Origin of the sequence: Sphaerimonospora mesophila (assembly GCF_001417795.1) — a bacterium.
GTDB classification, from domain to species: domain Bacteria; phylum Actinomycetota; class Actinomycetes; order Streptosporangiales; family Streptosporangiaceae; genus Sphaerimonospora; species Sphaerimonospora mesophila.
The window spans coordinates 487,267-504,031 of the sequence record NZ_BCBX01000030.1 but is presented as its reverse complement, the minus strand read 5'-3'; the positions used below and the strand labels follow the sequence as shown (position 1 = coordinate 504,031).

18 protein-coding genes are annotated in these 16,765 nt (G+C 70.1%); 9 read left to right on the top strand and 9 right to left on the bottom strand.

Annotated elements, in window-relative coordinates:
- The first annotated feature begins 147 nt into the window (after positions 1 to 147).
- A complete protein-coding gene (locus AP234_RS02670; protein WP_055477879.1) occupies positions 148 to 1,041 on the top strand; it encodes a hypothetical protein in 894 nt (297 codons plus the stop codon).
- Here the strand turns inward: AP234_RS02670 and rodA are convergent.
- The 8 genes from rodA to AP234_RS02630 all read right to left on the bottom strand — a co-directional run bounded on the left by rodA (position 1,026) and on the right by AP234_RS02630 (position 10,152).
- On the bottom strand, positions 1,026 to 2,231 hold the full coding sequence (rodA, locus tag AP234_RS02665) for a rod shape-determining protein RodA (protein WP_063842738.1): 1,206 nt from the start codon (positions 2,229 to 2,231) through the stop codon (positions 1,026 to 1,028). The two genes, AP234_RS02670 and rodA, sit on opposite strands and share 16 nt — an antisense overlap.
- Positions 2,228 to 4,201, bottom strand: a complete 1,974-nt coding sequence (mrdA, locus tag AP234_RS02660) for a penicillin-binding protein 2 (protein ID WP_055477878.1) — start codon at positions 4,199 to 4,201, stop codon at positions 2,228 to 2,230. Before mrdA ends, rodA begins: the two co-directional genes overlap by 4 nt.
- Positions 4,194 to 4,745, bottom strand: a complete 552-nt coding sequence (locus AP234_RS02655) for a hypothetical protein (protein WP_055477877.1) — start codon at positions 4,743 to 4,745, stop codon at positions 4,194 to 4,196. Before AP234_RS02655 ends, mrdA begins: the two co-directional genes overlap by 8 nt.
- Complete coding sequence (gene mreC / locus AP234_RS02650) at positions 4,742 to 5,602, bottom strand: rod shape-determining protein MreC (RefSeq protein WP_055477876.1); 861 nt, start codon at positions 5,600 to 5,602, stop codon at positions 4,742 to 4,744. The genes AP234_RS02655 and mreC overlap by 4 nt, the downstream gene beginning before the upstream one ends.
- On the bottom strand, positions 5,599 to 6,624 hold the full coding sequence (locus AP234_RS02645; RefSeq protein WP_055477875.1) for a rod shape-determining protein: 1,026 nt from the start codon (positions 6,622 to 6,624) through the stop codon (positions 5,599 to 5,601). Before AP234_RS02645 ends, mreC begins: the two co-directional genes overlap by 4 nt.
- Positions 6,625 to 6,845: 221 nt before the next feature.
- Positions 6,846 to 7,859: an agmatinase gene (speB, locus tag AP234_RS02640; RefSeq protein WP_055477874.1), complete on the bottom strand. Its 1,014-nt coding sequence runs from the start codon at positions 7,857 to 7,859 to the stop codon at positions 6,846 to 6,848.
- 197 nt (positions 7,860 to 8,056) lie between these two features.
- Positions 8,057 to 9,499: an MFS transporter gene (locus AP234_RS02635; protein ID WP_055477873.1), complete on the bottom strand. Its 1,443-nt coding sequence runs from the start codon at positions 9,497 to 9,499 to the stop codon at positions 8,057 to 8,059.
- Positions 9,500 to 9,624: 125 nt separating this feature from the next.
- A complete protein-coding gene (locus tag AP234_RS02630; RefSeq protein WP_055477872.1) occupies positions 9,625 to 10,152 on the bottom strand; it encodes an ATP-binding protein in 528 nt (175 codons plus the stop codon).
- 145 nt (positions 10,153 to 10,297) lie between these two features.
- Between AP234_RS02630 and AP234_RS02625 the strand changes: the two genes are divergently transcribed.
- From AP234_RS02625 to AP234_RS02610, 5 genes are all read left to right on the top strand, one after another.
- Positions 10,298 to 11,149, top strand: a complete 852-nt coding sequence (locus AP234_RS02625) for a helix-turn-helix domain-containing protein (protein ID WP_055477871.1) — start codon at positions 10,298 to 10,300, stop codon at positions 11,147 to 11,149.
- Positions 11,146 to 11,376, top strand: a complete 231-nt coding sequence (locus tag AP234_RS02620) for a DUF397 domain-containing protein (RefSeq protein ID WP_055477870.1) — start codon at positions 11,146 to 11,148, stop codon at positions 11,374 to 11,376. Before AP234_RS02625 ends, AP234_RS02620 begins: the two co-directional genes overlap by 4 nt.
- 133 nt (positions 11,377 to 11,509) lie before the next feature.
- On the top strand, positions 11,510 to 11,668 hold the full coding sequence (locus AP234_RS37010; protein WP_160330366.1) for a hypothetical protein: 159 nt from the start codon (positions 11,510 to 11,512) through the stop codon (positions 11,666 to 11,668).
- A 72-nt stretch (positions 11,669 to 11,740) separates the two neighbouring features.
- Positions 11,741 to 11,962: a DUF6158 family protein gene (locus AP234_RS02615; RefSeq protein ID WP_055478212.1), complete on the top strand. Its 222-nt coding sequence runs from the start codon at positions 11,741 to 11,743 to the stop codon at positions 11,960 to 11,962.
- Positions 11,959 to 12,225, top strand: coding sequence for a hypothetical protein (locus AP234_RS02610; RefSeq protein WP_055477869.1), 267 nt, complete (start codon positions 11,959 to 11,961; stop codon positions 12,223 to 12,225). The genes AP234_RS02615 and AP234_RS02610 overlap by 4 nt, the downstream gene beginning before the upstream one ends.
- An 85-nt stretch (positions 12,226 to 12,310) precedes the next feature.
- Here AP234_RS02610 and AP234_RS02605 read toward each other — a convergent pair whose 3' ends face one another.
- Complete coding sequence (locus AP234_RS02605; RefSeq protein ID WP_055477868.1) at positions 12,311 to 12,691, bottom strand: hypothetical protein; 381 nt, start codon at positions 12,689 to 12,691, stop codon at positions 12,311 to 12,313.
- Positions 12,692 to 12,849: 158 nt separating this feature from the next.
- Between AP234_RS02605 and AP234_RS02600 the strand changes: the two genes are divergently transcribed.
- From AP234_RS02600 to AP234_RS02590, 3 genes are all read left to right on the top strand, one after another.
- Positions 12,850 to 13,836, top strand: a complete 987-nt coding sequence (locus tag AP234_RS02600; RefSeq protein ID WP_055477867.1) for a LacI family DNA-binding transcriptional regulator — start codon at positions 12,850 to 12,852, stop codon at positions 13,834 to 13,836.
- A 249-nt stretch (positions 13,837 to 14,085) separates the two neighbouring features.
- Positions 14,086 to 15,105: a LacI family DNA-binding transcriptional regulator gene (locus tag AP234_RS02595; protein ID WP_055477866.1), complete on the top strand. Its 1,020-nt coding sequence runs from the start codon at positions 14,086 to 14,088 to the stop codon at positions 15,103 to 15,105.
- A 245-nt stretch (positions 15,106 to 15,350) separates the two neighbouring features.
- Entirely contained in the window at positions 15,351 to 16,727 is a 1,377-nt protein-coding gene (locus AP234_RS02590; protein ID WP_055477865.1) for an extracellular solute-binding protein, read from the top strand.
- Positions 16,728 to 16,765 lie beyond the last annotated feature (38 nt).

Here is a 16,765-nt window from a genome sequence, read left to right as displayed (position 1 = left end):
GGTGTGAACAGGCTGATCTGACTGTCCCGCGCAAAATCCGTATGATCTGGAACTTTGCCGAAGAAAAGAGACCCCTGTGGGGGACGGGACGCGGGAAGGAAACCAGACGCCATGACGGTGAATCCGTGCGGGCGCTGTGGATGGGCTGTGCAGCCTGACCGGCAGGCGCCGGGGTTCTGGGTGGACCAGTGGAACGGCAGACACTGCGGTGGTGATCCGCGCTATCCCCACTACACGGCCGTGGCCAAGAAGAGCAACACGGCGCTCATCGTGGTCGGCTGCGTGGGCGGTGTGGTCATCCTGGCCGCCGCGGCGGCGTTGGTCGCAGTCGTGACCAGAGGCGCCGACGGGCCGATCGCCGCGCCGGCCGAGCGGTCGAGCTCTGGCATCCCGACCGCGGAGGCCGGCGCACCGCCGAGTGCCGATGCCCGGTCCGGCGAGGAGCCGGCCAAGCCCCGCGATCCCGAGGCGCCCGTGCCCTGCGAGGAGCGGAGTCGTGTCATGCACTGCTTCCCCGTGTCGGGGCCGGAGCTCGTGGCACGGATCGAGAAGACGCCGAAGTGGCGTTGCCACAAGGCGGGTGAGAAGGACGACAGCGGCCGCACGCTCAGGGAGCCCGAGTGCCGCACCCGCAACCAGACCAACACGAGAAGCGCCTCCATCCAGTACGCCGCCTACCCGCGCGGGGACGGGTCGAAGATGGAGGGGGTGCGCATCTCGGGCGCGGCGCGCGCCCTGAACGGGGCCGTGACCGCTCAGGACGCCACCAAGGTGAGCACCGAGGTGTTCGAGATGGCGGTGACCCATCTGTGGCCCGATGACACGGCGCTGCAACGCGAGGCGCGCAAGGCTCTGGCCGGGCTGCGGAAGAAGGAGTGCAGGCCCGCCGTCGAACCGGAAACGGTGAAGCTGTCGGCGGGGTACGAAATCTCCTGCATGACCTGGAAGCCGATCACGGTGAAGCACAACGACGGCCAGGTGGTGACCACCATCTCCGACTCCGTGCGTATCTCGGTGCCGCTCGACTACGGCTGGGACTGACCGGTCGGACGGCCCGGCAGGTCCGTACGCCGGCGGACCGTGCCGAGGAGGCCGATCGCGGTGAGCGTGGAGATGGTGGCCGACCCGCCGTACGAGACGAACGGCAGCGGCAGCCCGGTGATCGGCAGCAGCCCGATGGTCATGCCCACGTTGACGAACGTCTGGAACGCCAGCCAGCAGACCACGCCGCCCGCCAGCACCGTGCCGTACGGCGTGGCGCTGCGGGCGGCGATCAGCAGCCCGCGCCACAGCACGAACAGCATCAGCAGCACGATGAACGCGCAGCCGAGGAAGCCGAGCTCCTCGCCGGCGACGGTGAAGATGAAGTCGGTGTGCTGCTCGGGCACGAAATGCCCGGCCGTCTGGTCCCCGCGGAACAGCCCCTTGCCGAGCAGTCCGCCGGAGCCGATCGCGATCCGCGCCTGCGTGGCGTTGTAGCCGAGGCCCATCGGGTCGGCGTCCGGGTCGGTGAGCACCATCAGCCGCTGGATCTGGTAGGGCTGGACGAGGCCGAGCAGCCACACCAGGAGGACGGCGAGGGCGCCGGCCGCCGCCAGTCCGGCCAGCCAGCGCTTGGGCGCCCCGGAGACCAGGATCATCCCACCCGTGATCACGGCGAAGACGAGGATCGTGCCGTAGTCAGGCTGGAACATGATCAGGCCGATCGGCGCTGCGGCGAGCGCCAGGGCCAGCAGCACCGCGCCCCGGCCGGGCCGCCGCTCGCCCTCCCGCAGCTCCCCGAGAACCGCGGCCAGCGTCAGGATCAGCGCGACCTTGGCGAACTCCGAGGGCTGGAACTGTAGCCCGGACCCTAGGAAGATCCACGCGTGCGAGCCGTTGACGGTCCGGCCCAGCGGGGTGAGCACGGCGACCAGCCCGGCGAGCGTCAGCAGATAGAGCACCGGGACGTAGGCGCGCAGCACCCGGGGATCGCGGCGGGACACGAGCCACATGAGCACGAAGCCCAGGAACACGCTGAGGACCTGCCGCGAGAGCAGGGAGACGTCCGGCTCGTTGCGGGTCGCCGACCAGACCAGCAGCAGGCCGATCCCGCACAGGACGGCCGCGGGGACCGTCACCCACCAGTCGAGGGACGCCGACACGGACCGCCGGGCCGTACGCGCCCGCGCGAGTCGCGAACGGCCGCGGGCGAGCGCCGGCCGGATCCCGAAAGGACGCGGAATCGTCATCGCCCACCACCGCCGCGTGCGGACGACCTGGCCGGGAGGCGGTAGATGCCCTCCCAGATCTCGCGGGCGGCCGGGGCGGCGGTCGACCCGCCGGTGCCGCCCTGCGACACCACGACGACCACCACATACTTGGGGCGTTCCGCGGGGGCGAAGGACGCGAACCAGGAGGTGTCCTGCCTGCCATACGCCTCGGCCGTGCCGGTCTTGCCCGCGACGGCGAGCCGGTCGAACGGGAAGCCGGCGAAGGCGCCGGCGGCGGTGCCCTCGCGGGGAACGTCGGCGAGCGCGTCGCGGATGTAGCTCAGGGTCTTGCGCGAGACGGCGACCTTGCCCACCACCGGGGGCTTGATCTTGCGGAGCACCGTGCCGTCCGGCCCGACCACGGCCTTGGCGATGCGCGGGCTGAACAGCTTGCCGCCGTTGGCGAGCGCGGCGTAGCCCCGGGCGAGCTGCAGCGGGGTGACCAGCACGTCGCCCTGGCCGATCGAGAAGTTCGCGGCGTCGCCCGCCCACCAGACGCCCCCGCTCCGGCAGTTCTCCGCAGCCAGGGCCTTGAGATAGGCGGCCCGCTTCCGGTCGGACTCCTCCGGATAGCCGGTCTTGGCCCGGCGGCAGGTGGCCTCCTTGGTCCGCTCCCAGGTGGCCTTCTTCCAGTCCCGGTCGGGCACCCGGCCGGCGGCCTCGTTCGGCAGGTCCACCCCGGTGCGGTCGCCGAAGCCGAACTCCCTGGCCATGACCTGCATCGGGTCCTTGGGACGGCGGACCGGATCGAGGCCGCCGTCGCGCCGCCACATCTGGTCGGCGAACCGGTAGAAGATCGTGTCGCACGAGACCACCAGGGCGCGGTGCAGGTTCATCCGGCCGAGCGCGGCGCCCTCGAAGTTGCGAAACGAACGCCCGCCCACCTGGTAGGAGCCCGGGCAGTCGTAGGAGGCGCCGGGTTTCCGGCCGGCCCGCACCGCCGCGGCCGTAGAGACGATCTTCCAGGTGGAGCCGGGCGCCCACTGCCCGAGCACCGCGTTGGAGGCCAGCGGCAGCGACTCGAAGTCCTGCTGGGACAGGTCGCGGCCCCACACCGCGGGGTCGTAGCTGGGGTGGCTGGCGAGCGCGGTCACCCGCCCGGTCCTGGCCTCCAGCACCACGGCGGCGCCGGCGTCGGCGGGTTCGCCCCGCTTGCGCGCCTTGGCGATCGTCGTGGCCAGCGCGCGTTCGGTGATCTTCTGGATCCGCGAGTCGATGCTGGTGACCAGGTCGTCGCCGGGCTCGGGATCCTGCTCGCCGAGCACACCGGTGACCTTGCCCGCGCTGTTGACGGCGATCTCCCGCACCCCGGGACGGCCGGCCAGCACCTCGTCGTACTGTGCCTCCAGCCCGTCGCGGCCGACGAGTCGCGCGCCCCCGCCGCTCCCGGCGGCGGCCGACGCCGGTTGCAGGTAGCCGAGCAGGTGGGCGGCCGCCGTGCCGAGCGGGTAGACGCGGACCGGCCGAAGCGCCGTACCGACCCCGGGGAACTCGTCCTGCCGCTCGGCGATGGACAGCGCCGTCCTGGCGTCGACGTCGTCGGCCACGATGATCGGCTCGTACGGCGAGCCGGGCCAGCACGGCCGTGACACGCCCTGGCCGCACAGCCGCGCCCGGTTCGCGATCTCTTCGTACGGCCGGTCGAGTGCCTCGGCCAGCCGCGCCAGCACGGCCCTGCCGCGGTCGGGCTGGTGGATGAGCGTCATGTAGTCCACCGACACCTGCGGCCTGGTCCGGTTGGTCACCAGGGGACGGCCGTGTACGTCGAGGATCCGGCCGCGCACCGGCGGAAGAGAGACGGTCCGCACGCGGTTCTCGGTGGCCGCCCTGGCGTACTCGGGGCCGGTGGTGATCTGCAGGTACCACATGCGGCCGAGGAGCGTCAGCATGAGCGACGTCACGATCGCGAACAGGACCGCCAGCCGCCCCCGATGCACCCGGTCACGCATGGCGGCCCCAGAGCCGGCGCCGCGACGACGGCCTGCGCCAGGGGAGGAGGGAGATCACGGCCGAGACGGCGACCGCGCCGAGGACGGTCCAGGCGAGCGAGCCGGGCAGCGAGGCGAGGACCGGGTCCCTCGGCTCGTCACCCAGCAGGACGGCGAGCAGGGCGTCGAGCAGCACGGCCACGAGGGCGACCGGCGCCGCCCTGACCGGCGGCGGCGCGGAACGCAGCCCCGCCCGGCGCGGACGGCCCGCCCGGGCCGCCAGGCCGAACCCGGCCGGCGTCTCCGACGGGATCCGGGCGAGGAACCATCCGGCCAGGCATAAGACGAGGGCGTGGCGGCCGATGGTGTGGTCGGCAGGAGGCGCGATATCGGCGGCCAGCCCGGCGGCGAACCCGAGCAGGGCGCCGTGGCGTGTCATCGGCGCGAGCGCGACGACGCCGATCAGGACGAGGTCGGGGCCGCCCCACGGCAGGCCGTTCACGACGGCGGCCTGAACGACCGGGGCGAGGATCACGAACGCCGCCGCGAGCAGGAACGCCCTCACCGCTTGTCACCCTTCGTCTTGTCATCCTTCGGCTCGGGGGACTTCGGCTCGGGAGACTTCGGAGCTGAGGACTTCGGCGTGGTCTCGGGTCCGAGCACCACGGTGACGAGGTCGAGTGCGGTGAAGCGGGCGAACGGCCGCACGAGCGCGGTCCGGGTCAGCCCGCCGGACGCGGCCTCCACCGAGACCACGCTGCCGATGGGGACGCCGGGGACGTAGGGCCGCAGGTTCGGCGACCCGAGCGTCACCACATCGTCGCCCACCTGGACGGACGCCTCGGGGTTCAGCAGGCTGAGCCGGAGCAGGCCCCGATCGGGCCCGCCCTTCGCCACGCCGCCTTCGACCATCCCCGCCTCACGGGAACCGGCCAGCCTGGCGCCGACCGAGGCGGACGGGGAGGTGACGAGCTGCACGGTCGCCGTCGCCGGCCCGGCCTGGACCACCCGGCCGATGAGGCCGTCGGAGTCGAACACCGTCATGTCACGGGCCACCCCGGCGGCGCTGCCGACGTCGATCGTCACCGTCTGGTCCCGGCCGAAGCCGATGGTGTGGGCGGGCACGACGCGGTAGCCGTCCTCCGGACTCTTGTCGCTTTTATCGCCTTTGTCGCGTCTATGCTGCTCGTCGTTCCGCGCGAGCAGCGCGGCGCGCAGCCGGGCGTTCTCCCGCTCCAGGCTCTCGATCCGCCCGGTGTCGGAGGGCCACCGGGCCGCCGAGGAGGCGGCGCTCTCCAGCGAGCCGAAGACGGCCGACCCGAATGCCCGCAGCGAGGTCAGCGACACCCATCGGTCGGTGGCGATCAGCACGATGGACAGGAGGACCAGCAGTACGGGCACCCGCCGGCCGAAGGTCCTCATCGCCGGGTTTCGGGAAGGAAGAAGTCCTGCATCTCGTCGAACTGCTCGACGCAGCGCCCGGCGCCCAGCACGACCGACTGCAGCGGCTGATCGACCAGATGGATCGGCATGCCGATCGCATCTCTCAGCCGATCCGGCAGTCCGTCGAGCAGCGATCCCCCGCCGGTGAGCACGATGCCGTTGTCCAGCAGATCGCCCGCGAGCTCGGCGGGGCACTGGTCGAGCGTCGTCTGCACCGCGTCGACGAGCGTCTGGACCTGGTCCTCGATCGCCTTCCGGACCTCGGCCCGCGAGATCGTGGCCGTCTTCGGCAGCCCGGTCACCAGGTCACGGCCGCGGATCGGGATGGCGTCGTCGTCGCCCTCGGTCCCGGTCGTGCCAAGGGTGATCTTGATGTGCTCGGCCGTACGCTCGCCGAGGAGCAGGGAGTGCTGCTTCTTGACGTGGTTGACGATCGCCTCGTCGAACTCGTCGCCGCCGACGCGGACCGACTTGGACACCACGACGCCGCCCATGGAGACGATCGCGACCTCCGTCGTGCCGCCGCCGATGTCCACGACCATGTTGCCGGTCGTCTCGCCGACTTTCAGTCCGGCGCCGATCGCGGCGGCCATCGGCTCCTCGATCAGCCGCACCCGCCGGGCCCCCGCCTCGTAGGCCGCCTCCTTGACCGCGCGCTGCTCCACGCTGGTCGTGCCGCTCGGCACGGCCACGACGACGCGGGGCTTGGCGAGGTATCGGTTCGGGTGCGCCAGCTCGATGAAGTGGCGGAGCATGCGCTCGGTCGCCTCGAGATCCGCGATCACGCCGTCGCGCAGCGGGCGGAGCGTGGCGACGTGGGGCGGGGTGCGCCCGATCATCTCCCGGGCCGCCGCGCCCGCGGCCATCATCTTGCCGGTGTGCAGGTTGATCGCGACCACGGAGGGCTCGTCGAGGACGACGCCCCTCTTCCGTACGTACACGAGTGTGTTCGCCGTACCGAGATCTACCGCGATGTCCCGGCCGAGGAACGCGAAACCCATCGCCGACCAGCTTTCAGTTGAGGAGAGCACGGCTCGCCGCTGCCCGGCGCCTGAGCCACTTAAACAATCGCGGGTCCCCGAAAACCCTCATGATCGACGGCTGCCGATCACCAGTAGTGTGAAGCACCGAGCGACCGAAATCAACTCGATCAGGGCTCTCCGTGACCGATTGGATACAGTCCGGCACGCCCGTCCCAATCACCGGGGGTCAGGGACCCGGGTCAGCGGCCGTCGAGGAGCGGCCGGGCGGGATCCCAGTGGGTGCCCTCGGCGGTGTCCTTGCGGCGGCGGGCGATGGCCGAGAGCGCTTCGAGGACGACACGGTTGCCAAGATAGGCCGTGATGTCCGCGTGATCGTACGGCGGGGCCACCTCGACGATCTCCACCCCGACGACGGGCAGCTCGTAGCAGGTCCGGCGGACCGCGTCGAGAAGCTGACGGGCCGACAGGCCGCCCGGCTCGGGCGTCCCGGTGCCGGGCGCGTGGCCGGGATCGCAGACGTCGACGTCCACCGACAGATAGACGCCGTCACAGTCGTCGAGGGCGATGCCGTACGCCTCCGTGAGGCACTCGTCGAGGCCCCTGGCGACGATCTCGGTCATCTCGTACGAGCGCATCCGCTGACCGGCCATCCAGTCCAGGGTGTCCGGCTCGGGCCAGTAGCCGCGCAGGCCGATCTGCAGGAACCGGTCGCCGCGGATGGCGCCCGACTCGATGAGCCGCCGCATGGGCTGCCCGTGGCCGTACAGGTGGCCGAACTCGATGTGCCCGGTGTCGGCGTGCGCGTCGAAGTGCAGCATGGAGATCCGGCCGAACCCGTGATGGCGGGCCACTCCGGTCGCGTCGGGCAGGGCCACGGTGTGGTCTCCGCCCAGCACGATGGGGATCGCGCCGGAGGCCGCGATGCGCGCGACCGCGTCCTCGATGGCACGCAGGCTGCCCTCGATGTCGCCGGAGTACGTCTCGACGTCGCCGGCGTCCAGCACGCGCAGGTCGCGCAGCGCGTCGACGCGCATCGCCAGGCTGGGGCGCGATCCGTCGTGCGGCAGGTAGCAGGTCTGGCGGATGGCGTTCGGCCCGAAGCGCGCCCCCGGCCGGTGCGAGGTGCCGCCGTCGAACGGCGCCCCCACGATGATCACATCGGCGTCCGCGTAACCGGCGGGATCGTTCAGATCGCAGCGGTCCACGCCGAGGAAGGTGATGTCGGGGCCGAACATCTGGCCGTAGCGGGTCAACCGTACTCCTTCGGACGGCTATGGCGGCGCCTCGCAGCGCACCTGACGTGCCCAGTCCTATCGCAATTGGGGCAATTTACGCCATTTGCCAGCCCGTACGGCGGCTCGCCCGGACACCGCGATCACGGCATGTCACGCCAGCGGCGACGGCGGGAGTGTGGCCGCAGGGCGGAGACCGCCGAGGAGACGTGCCGTGATCAGGCGATCTCCCGCTCCTGGATGCTCAGCGGTGCGGCGATGTCCTCCAGCGACCGCCGGGCCGCCTCGACGCCCATGAACCACTCGACCAGCCCGGCGAGGATCATGAGTGCGGCGCCGATCGTGTAGCCGAAGACCACGTTGCCCACGACCTGGCTCTCGACCAGGCGGCCGAACAGGACCGGCCCGATGATGCCGCCGAGGCCGGTGCCCACCGCGTAGAACAGTGCGATCGCCAGGGCCCGGGTCTCCATCGGGAAGATCTCGGAGACCGTCAGATAGGCCGAGCTGGCCCCGGCGGAGGCGAAGAAGAAGACCACCATCCAGCAGACGGTCAGCGTCCCGGCCGACAGCGCCCCGCCGTTGAACAGGGCGGCCGTGCCGAGCAGCAGCAGGCCGGACAGGACGTAGCAGCCCGAGATCATCACCCGGCGGCCGATCGAGTCGAAGAACCTGCCGAGCAGCACCGGTCCGCAGAAGTTTCCGATGGCGATCGGCACGAGGTACCAGGGCGTGCTGCCGTCGGGCACTCCGAAGAACGTCGAGAGCACCAGGGCGTACGTGAAGTAGATGGAGTTGTAGAGGAACGCCTGCCCGATGAACAGCGCGAGACCGACGAGCGTCCGCTTGGGGTAGCGGCGCAGCAGGGCGGCCGCCACCTCGGTCAGCGGGGTGTGCCGGCGCTGGCTGATCCGGATCTCCCGGCCCGGCGGGTCGAGCCGCCGCTCCCCGATCTCCTCCCGGACCCGTGCCTCGATCTGGCTGACGATCTCCTCGGCCTCCCGTTCCCTGCAGTGGATGAACAACCATCGGGGGCTCTCCGGCACGAGCCGCCTGACCAGCAGGATTCCGATGCCCAGCACCGCGCCCATGCCGAACAGCACCCGCCATCCGACGTCGATGGCGAGCACGTCCGGGTCGAGCATCGGGATCGCGACGGCGGCGCCGATCGCGGTGCCCAACCAGAACGAGCCGTTCACCACGAGATCGACCGTGCCGCGCACCCGGGCCGGGATGAGCTCGTCGATCGCCGAGTTGATCGCGGCGTACTCCCCGCCCACGCCGGCGCCGGTGAAGAAGCGGCACAGGTAGAAGTACCAGGCCTCGGTCGAGAAGGCCGTGGCGACGGTCGCGACGAGATAGACGACCAGCGTCACCAGGAAGAGCCTCTTACGGCCGAAACGGTCCGTCAGATGGCCGAAGAAGAGGGCGCCGAGACAGGCGCCGGCGACGTAGACGCCCGCGGCGACCCCGACCTGGCTGTCGGTCAGGCCCAGCCCGCTGCCGGGGTCGGTGACCCGGGGGCCGATGACGCCGACGATCGTGACCTCGAGCCCGTCGAGGATCCACACCGCGCCGAGCCCGATCAGCACCAGCCAGTGCCAGCGGGCCCAGGGCAGGCGATCGAGTCGGGCCGGAATATCGGTGCTTATTTGCGCCATATCGCCCCCTCGTTCGTGCGATATGGCGGCGTCTACCCAGAATCAGGCCTAATAGCGGCAAAAGACCGTATTGCCGAGTTGTGGAGGGGGACTGTGGGGCGGCGGGACGGGCCCTCGGCGCCGCGTCAGCGCCGGTGGGGGTCCCTGGCGACCGGCTCGGTGCGGACGGGGTCCGCACTGACCCGGCCCGCGCCGGCCCGGTCAGGGGGCGAGTCGGAGGTGGCGGCCGTGGGCGCGTTCTTGTGCCCGAGCTCGAACCAGACGGAGACCCCGCCCCGGCTCGTGGAGACGCCCCATCGCGCGGTGAACAGATCGACGAGGTGGACACCGCGGCCCGGCGTCAGCTCAGGAGCGGTCCAGCAGCCGCAGGCCTGCGTGGATAAGGCCACCCGGGTCCAGCGGCCGGTGGCCCGGACGGTCACCGTGTAATCGGGACGGCTCGCGCAGGCGTGGGCGTGGCGCAGCGACTCCGCGATCAACTCGCCGATCAGCTGAACGGCGTCGTCGCGGCAGGGGTGCCCGCCATGCGAGCGGATCTCCTCGGTCGAGTCAAGGACGGCGGCGACGAACCGCCGGGCCTTCCCGGCCTCCGAGGGCTCTCCCGAGTAGGGCCGCGAGATCGCGATTCTCCCCGGGAGGTTGAGAATTGTCATCCTGTGATAACTCCCTGTATACCCGCCTGCCTATGACCGGTCGCCGTCCGTGCCAGACTGCATTCATCCTGCACTTTGGAATTCGGCCACGCAATAGTGCGAATGCACCATTGCACACTTCCTGGCAAAGGGGGTATTCGGTCTCATGGGGACAGGACGAAGCCCGACGGTCAGGCTGCGCCGGCTTTCCGGCGAGTTGACACGCCTGCGACGAGAGGCCGGATACAGCCGCGAGGACGTGGCCCGGCGGCTGGGCGTGGCGGGTTCCACGGTGTATCGGATCGAGACCGGACACACCCGGCCGCAGGGCCGGACCATGCGCGAACTCCTCGATCTCTACGGGGTGGACGGCACCGAGCGCGAGGCTCTCCTCGACCTCGCCCGGGAGGCCGGCCGACGAGGCTGGTGGCACGCCTACGGGGACGTGCTCCCCGGGCCGTACGTCGGGCTCGAGGCGGAGGCCGCCTCGGTCCGTAACTACGAACCCCTCCTGGTGCCCGGGCTGCTCCAGACCGAGGCCTACGCCCGCGCGGTGGTCGGCGCCGCGCTGGTGAAGGATCCCGCGGAGATCGAGCGGCGGGTCGCGGTCCGGATGGAGCGGCAGCGCCGCCTCGCCGGACCCGGCGCCCTGGACCTGTGGGCCGTCCTCGACGAGGCCGTGCTCCGCAGACCCGTGGGCGGCCCCGCCGTCATGGCGGAACAGCTGCGCAGGCTCGGGGAGGTCGCCGTCCAGCCGAACGTCACCATCCAGGTGCTCCCGTTCGACGCCGGCGCCTACCTCGGGATGGGCAATCCGATGGCGGTCCTCACCTTCCCCGATCCGGAGGACGCCGACGCGGTGCTGCTGGAGAACATGGGCGGCGAGCTCTATCTGGAGAACCCGGAGCACGTCCGCGGATATGTCCAGGTCTTCGATCACCTTCGTGCCGCCGCGCTCGGCCCGGAGAAGTCCATAGAGAAGATCGAGTCGGTCGAGAAGGAGATGGCAGGAAGATGAGGGGAATCGAGGCGGCGGACGACCTGGCCGGGGCCGCCTGGCGCAAGGCGGCCCGCTCCAACACCGTGGGGAACCAGTGTGTCGAGGTCGCCCGGATCAGTGGCGGCATCGCCGTACGGGACTCCAAGGATCCGGAGGGTCCGAAGCTGCTGTTCACCACGGGGGAGTGGGAGGCATTCCTCGACGGCGTCAAGGGCGGGGAGTTCGACCTGTCCTCGGCGTCCTGACGTCTTGACATCTTGACGTCCTGATGTCCGGTCGTACGGTCCGTGCCCGGGGCGGGGTGCGGGCCGTACGACGTCGCGATGTCTCGCGGCTCCGCCCATGCATGGCGGCCCGGCAAGGGGGCAGGAGACCGGCATGCGACGTGAGAACGATCCGAATATAAAGGACGAACCGGACTTTGAGAGCGAGCCGGATTTCGCCGAGGAGCACACGCCGTCGGCGACGGATCCGCCCATCGCCCGGCCCGACAACGGAAATCCCGACGAGCGGTGGGACAAGCCGACAGAGGTCTGAGGAGGAGAACCCGCGATGACCACGATGGGCCCCGCGGAGAGTACGAGCCCGCGAGGAGTTTCCGCGGGCGCCATGGGTGTCGACCCGCGTGCGCTCGAGGACGAGGACCTGTTCCGCGAGCTGCGCCACCTGCACCAGACGCGGTCGGACGCGCTCTTCCACGGCTCCGACGACGCGCTGGAGCGGCACACCTCCCGGACGGAGGAGCTGGAGCGGGAGTACCTCGAACGGTTCCCCGATCGGCACATCGACCCCGAGCGGTTGCGCAGCGGGGCGAGGATGCGCGGCCTGTGACGACCATGGACGACCGCGACCGTGACGACGAGAGCCTGGAGGACGTCCAGGAGATGTCCGGCGCCGACCTGGCCGTCTACGAGGCGGCCGCCGCGCTCAACGTGGCGGAACGCCCGGCCACGGCCGCCGAGATCACCGGGATGACCGGCCTGCCCGAGGAGACCGTACGGCACTGCCTCGACACCCTGGTCGGCGGTGGCCGCCTCGTGCCGAGTGGGGAGAGCTACCTGCTCGGGCCGCACGACTGGGGCCTCGACTACTGACCCGTGATGGGCGGCGAAGCCGCCCGGCCGGGAGGAGACCGGGCGGCTTCGCCGACCGCGTCAGATGGTCAGCGGGGCGGACATGTCAGGAGCACGCTGTGGCGAGCTCCTGAGTGGCACCGTTGATCTCGGAGACGAGCTCGGGCAGCTTCGCCGTCGCGGCCGCCGGATCGGATGCGTCGATCTTGTAGTTCTTGAAGGACTCGGCCATCTTGGTGAGGGAGCTCTTCACGTCGCCGTCGGCCTTGCCGGCCAGCTCCGCCAGATCGTTCCCGAACCCGGCCATCGCCTTGTTGAAGCCCTCGAGGTCGCCGGCCGCGGCTGTGATCTTGGGGCTGAAGTCGTTGAACGCCTTGATCGCCTCCTGGCAGGTCGCGGCATTGGCGGCGGCGCCGCACGCGGTGGCGGTCACGGCCAGCAGGGCGGACGCGCCGGCGACGGCGAGAACCTTCTTGAGATTGTTCATGACGTCTTTCCAGGTGATGTGTGTGTGCACAGACGATGTGCGACGTCGCAGAACCTAGAAAGGGGCGCTTGCAGATCACTTACATGGGGCTTACGCGGGGATCGCGGGTCGCGACTGATCGACAGGAGCGCCGGGCCTCCCGTCGTATGCTTGCGGCCATGACGCGACGGCTTGCCGAGGTGGCCAAGAAGGTCGGGGTCAGCGAGGCGACGGTGAGTCGTGTGCTGAACGGTAAGCCGGGGGTGTCGGAGACGACGCGCGAGGCGGTGCTGACGGCGCTGGACGTGCTGGGCTATGAGCGGCCGACGCGGCTTCGGGGGGAGCGTGCGCGGCTGGTGGGTCTGGTGCTGCCGGAGTTGCAGAATCCGATCTTTCCGGCGTTCGCCGAGGTGGTCGGGGGTGCGCTGGCCCAGCAGGGATTCACCCCCGTGCTGTGCACTCGGACCGTGGGTGGCATCTCCGAGGCGGACTACGTCGATCTGCTGCTGCAGCAGCAGGTCTCCGGCGTGGTGTTCGCCGGCGGGCTCTACACGCAGGCCGGGGTCGTGCACGAGCACTACCTCGGGCTGATCGACCGCCGCCTGCCTACCGTCCTGGTCAACGCCGCAGCCGACCACTGGGATTTCCCGCGTGTCTCGTGTGACGATGCGATCGTGGTCAAGGAGGCGCTGAACCATCTGCGGACCCTCGGGCACGAGCGGATAGGCCTGATCGTCGGCCCGGCCGATCATATGCCCTCTGTGCGCAAGTTGGAGGCGTTCCGGGCATTGGGCGGTGAGCTGGTGGAGCACACCATGCACTCGCTGGAGGGCGGTCACGCGGCGGCGCTGAAGTTGGTTCGGCAGAGGGTCACCGGTCTCATCTGCGGCAGCGACCCCCTGGCCCTGGGCGCGATCAGGGCCGCCCGGAGAGAGGGGCTGCGCGTGCCGGAGGATGTCTCGGTCATCGGTTACGACGACTCGGCGCTGATGAACTGCGTCGACCCGCCGCTCACGACGGTCCGGCAGCCCATCGAGGCGATGGGCCGCGCGGCGGTGGAGCTGCTGGTCAACCAGATCGAGGGGGTGGCCGTGACCACGGGGGAGCTGCTCTTCGAGCCGGAGCTCGTGGTCCGCTCCTCGACCGCCCGTGTGCGCACGCCCTAGCCAGTCCGGGAGTACAGCACAGCCGGTCCGGGAGTACGCACGGCCGTCCGGCCCTTCCTGCGGCTCGCGCAAGTTTCCGACGAGATCTGGAAATCGTCGACTCCCGTGTTGCGTACCTGGTGTGCAGGGGAGGGTCTGCGGGATCGTGTCGGCTTTCCGGCCGTGCCGCTCGTTTCGCGGTCGTTATGGCGAGTCGACTGACGCAAGTTGATGAAAGTCGCTTGCGTTAATTGTCGTATGCTTGCGGCCATGACGCGACGGCTTGCGGAAGTGGCGAAGAAGGTCGGGGTCAGCGAGGCGACGGTGAGTCGTGTGCTGAACGGTAAGCCGGGGGTGTCGGAGACGACGCGCGAGGCGGTGCTGACGGCGCTGGACGTGCTGGGCTATGAGCGGCCGACGCGGCTTCGGGGGGAGCGTGCGCGGCTGGTGGGTCTGGTGCTGCCGGAGTTGCAGAATCCGATCTTTCCGGCGTTCGCCGAGGTGGTCGGGGGTGCGCTGGCCCAGCAGGGGTTCACGTCCGTGCTGTGCACCCGCACGGTGGGCGGGGTCACCGAGGCGGACTACGTCGATCTGCTGCTGCAACAGCAGGTGTCGGGAATGGTGTTCGCGGGCGGGCAGTACGCCCAGGGCGAGGCATCGCACGGCCACTACGAGCGGATCCTGGCGCGCGGGCTGCCGGCGGTGCTCGTCAACGCGGCCGTCGAGCGTCTCGGCTTCCCCCAGGTCTCGTGCGACGATGTGGCCGCCGCTGAGATGGCGCTCGGCCATCTGCTGGCGCTCGGGCACCGGCACGTGGCCATGCTGCTCGGCCCGCCCGACCATGTGCCATCCCAGCGCAAGCTGGCCGCTTTCCGTTCGTTCGCAGCCGCCCGCAGACTGGAGCTGGATCCGTACCACGTCGAGCACACGATGTTCTCGTTGGAAGGCGGTCACGCCGCGGCGGCCAGGATGGTGCGTCACGGGGTGACCGGCATCATCTGCGCCAGCGACGTGCTGGCCCTCGGCGCGATCCGGGCGGCGCGCCGAGCCGGCCTGTCCGTCCCCCGGGACATATCCGTGATCGGTTACGACGACTCCGCGCTGATGAACTGCACGGATCCACCGCTTACGACCGTGCGGCAGCCGATCGAGGCGATGGGCCGCGCCGCCGTCGAACTGCTCGTCGCCCAGATCGAGGCCGCGCAGCTCGACACGGCACCCGTAGCCGGCGACGAACTCCTGTTCGAGCCCGAACTCGTCGTGCGCGGGTCCACCGCGCCGGCCGTGTGAAGCCGCGCCCTGTGAAGTCGGGTCCGGTGAGGCCGGGCCGAAGCCCGAACCGCTCTGCCTCTGTTCCGTCCTGTGCTTGTCAGTTTTTTGCGAGGTGAAGCCAAAGTCTTGCTCACTTCTGTCTGGCTCTGTATGTTTCTCGCAACCGAGCGGATCGGGGCGCTCCAGTCGGTCTGAGCCGTGTGCTCCAACGTGTCGTGGTGCAGCGGTTCCAGAGTGGTGCAGCGGTTCCAGAAGGGAACGAAGTGAAATCCCATAAACTCTCGTTACTGCTGGTCACGGGACTCACCCTGACAGCGGCCGCGGCATGTGGCTCCGACGACGGCGACGACGGCGGCAGGCCCGGCGCGGCATCCGGCGGCACGGCGCCGGTGTCGATCTCGGTCAACTGCGAGCCGCCGAAAACGAACAAGGCACAGCGTGCGACCTTCGAGGAGGACCTGGCGGCCTTCCAGAAGGAGAACCCCGACATAGAGATTTCGAAGGTCACCGACGCCTTCCCCTGCTACGACCCGCGTACGTTCGAGCCCAAGCTGGCCAGTGGCGATCTCGAGACGGTGTTCTTCGTCAACTTCCCCAACGTGGGTCGCCTGATCGAGAGCGGCCAGGCCGCCGACATCACGCCGTACGTCGACGAGATCAAGACGTTCCCCGACTACAACAGCTCCATCGACCTGTTCAAGAAGGACGGCAAGATCTACGGCCTGCCGACCGACGGCTACGGCATGGGCCTCGTCTACAACAAGGAGGTCTTCACCAAGGCCGGCCTCGACCCGAACACCCCGCCCAAGACCTGGGCCGAGGTGCGGGCCGCAGCCAAGAAGATCGCCGAGCTCGGTCCCGGCTACGTCGGGTACGGCGAATACAGCGGCAACAATGTCGGGGGCTGGCACTTCACCGCCTCCATCTACGGCCGGGGCGGATCGGTCATCACCCCCGACGGCAAGAAGGCCGCCTTCAACACCCCCGAGGGCAAGGCCGTGCTGGAGAACCTCCACCAGATGCGGTGGGTCGACAACAGCATGGGCTCCCAGCTCTACATCGACTGGCCGGCGCTGATGAAGGCGATGGCCGGCGGCAAGATGGGCATGATGCTGGGCGCGCCCGACGTGCTCATCGCGCTGCGCAACGACTTCGGCGGCAAGTTCGAGAACTACGCCATCACCGCCCAGCCCGAGGCCAAGGCCCTGTTCAACGGCGGGGCCGGCTACATGATCAACCCGAAGGCCACCCCGGAGCAGATCAAGGCCGGGCTCAAGTGGATCGAGTATGAGTTCCTCACCCCCGGCAAGGGACAGCTCGACTATGTGCGGGCCAAGGGCGCGAACCTGACCGTCGGCCAGCCCTACCCCGACCTGTACCGCCCGGACACGCCGTCCGGCCAGGCCGTCGACGAGCTGCGCAAGGCGAACGCCAACATCGACGCCGCGCAGTTCGCCGGATGGGTGGAAGGCTCCAGGGGCATCCCGCCCAAGGCGGAGCCCGGGCCGTACGCCCAGGAGATCTACAAGGTTCTCGACACTCCGATGTCGGCCGTCCTCACCAGGAAGGACGCCGACATCGATCAGCTCCTCTCCGACGCCGAGGCGAAGGTCAACTCCCTGCTGGCCTCGAAAAGCTGACCGTTCGATAATCCGGGGCGCCGTCCGCGGCCGTCACC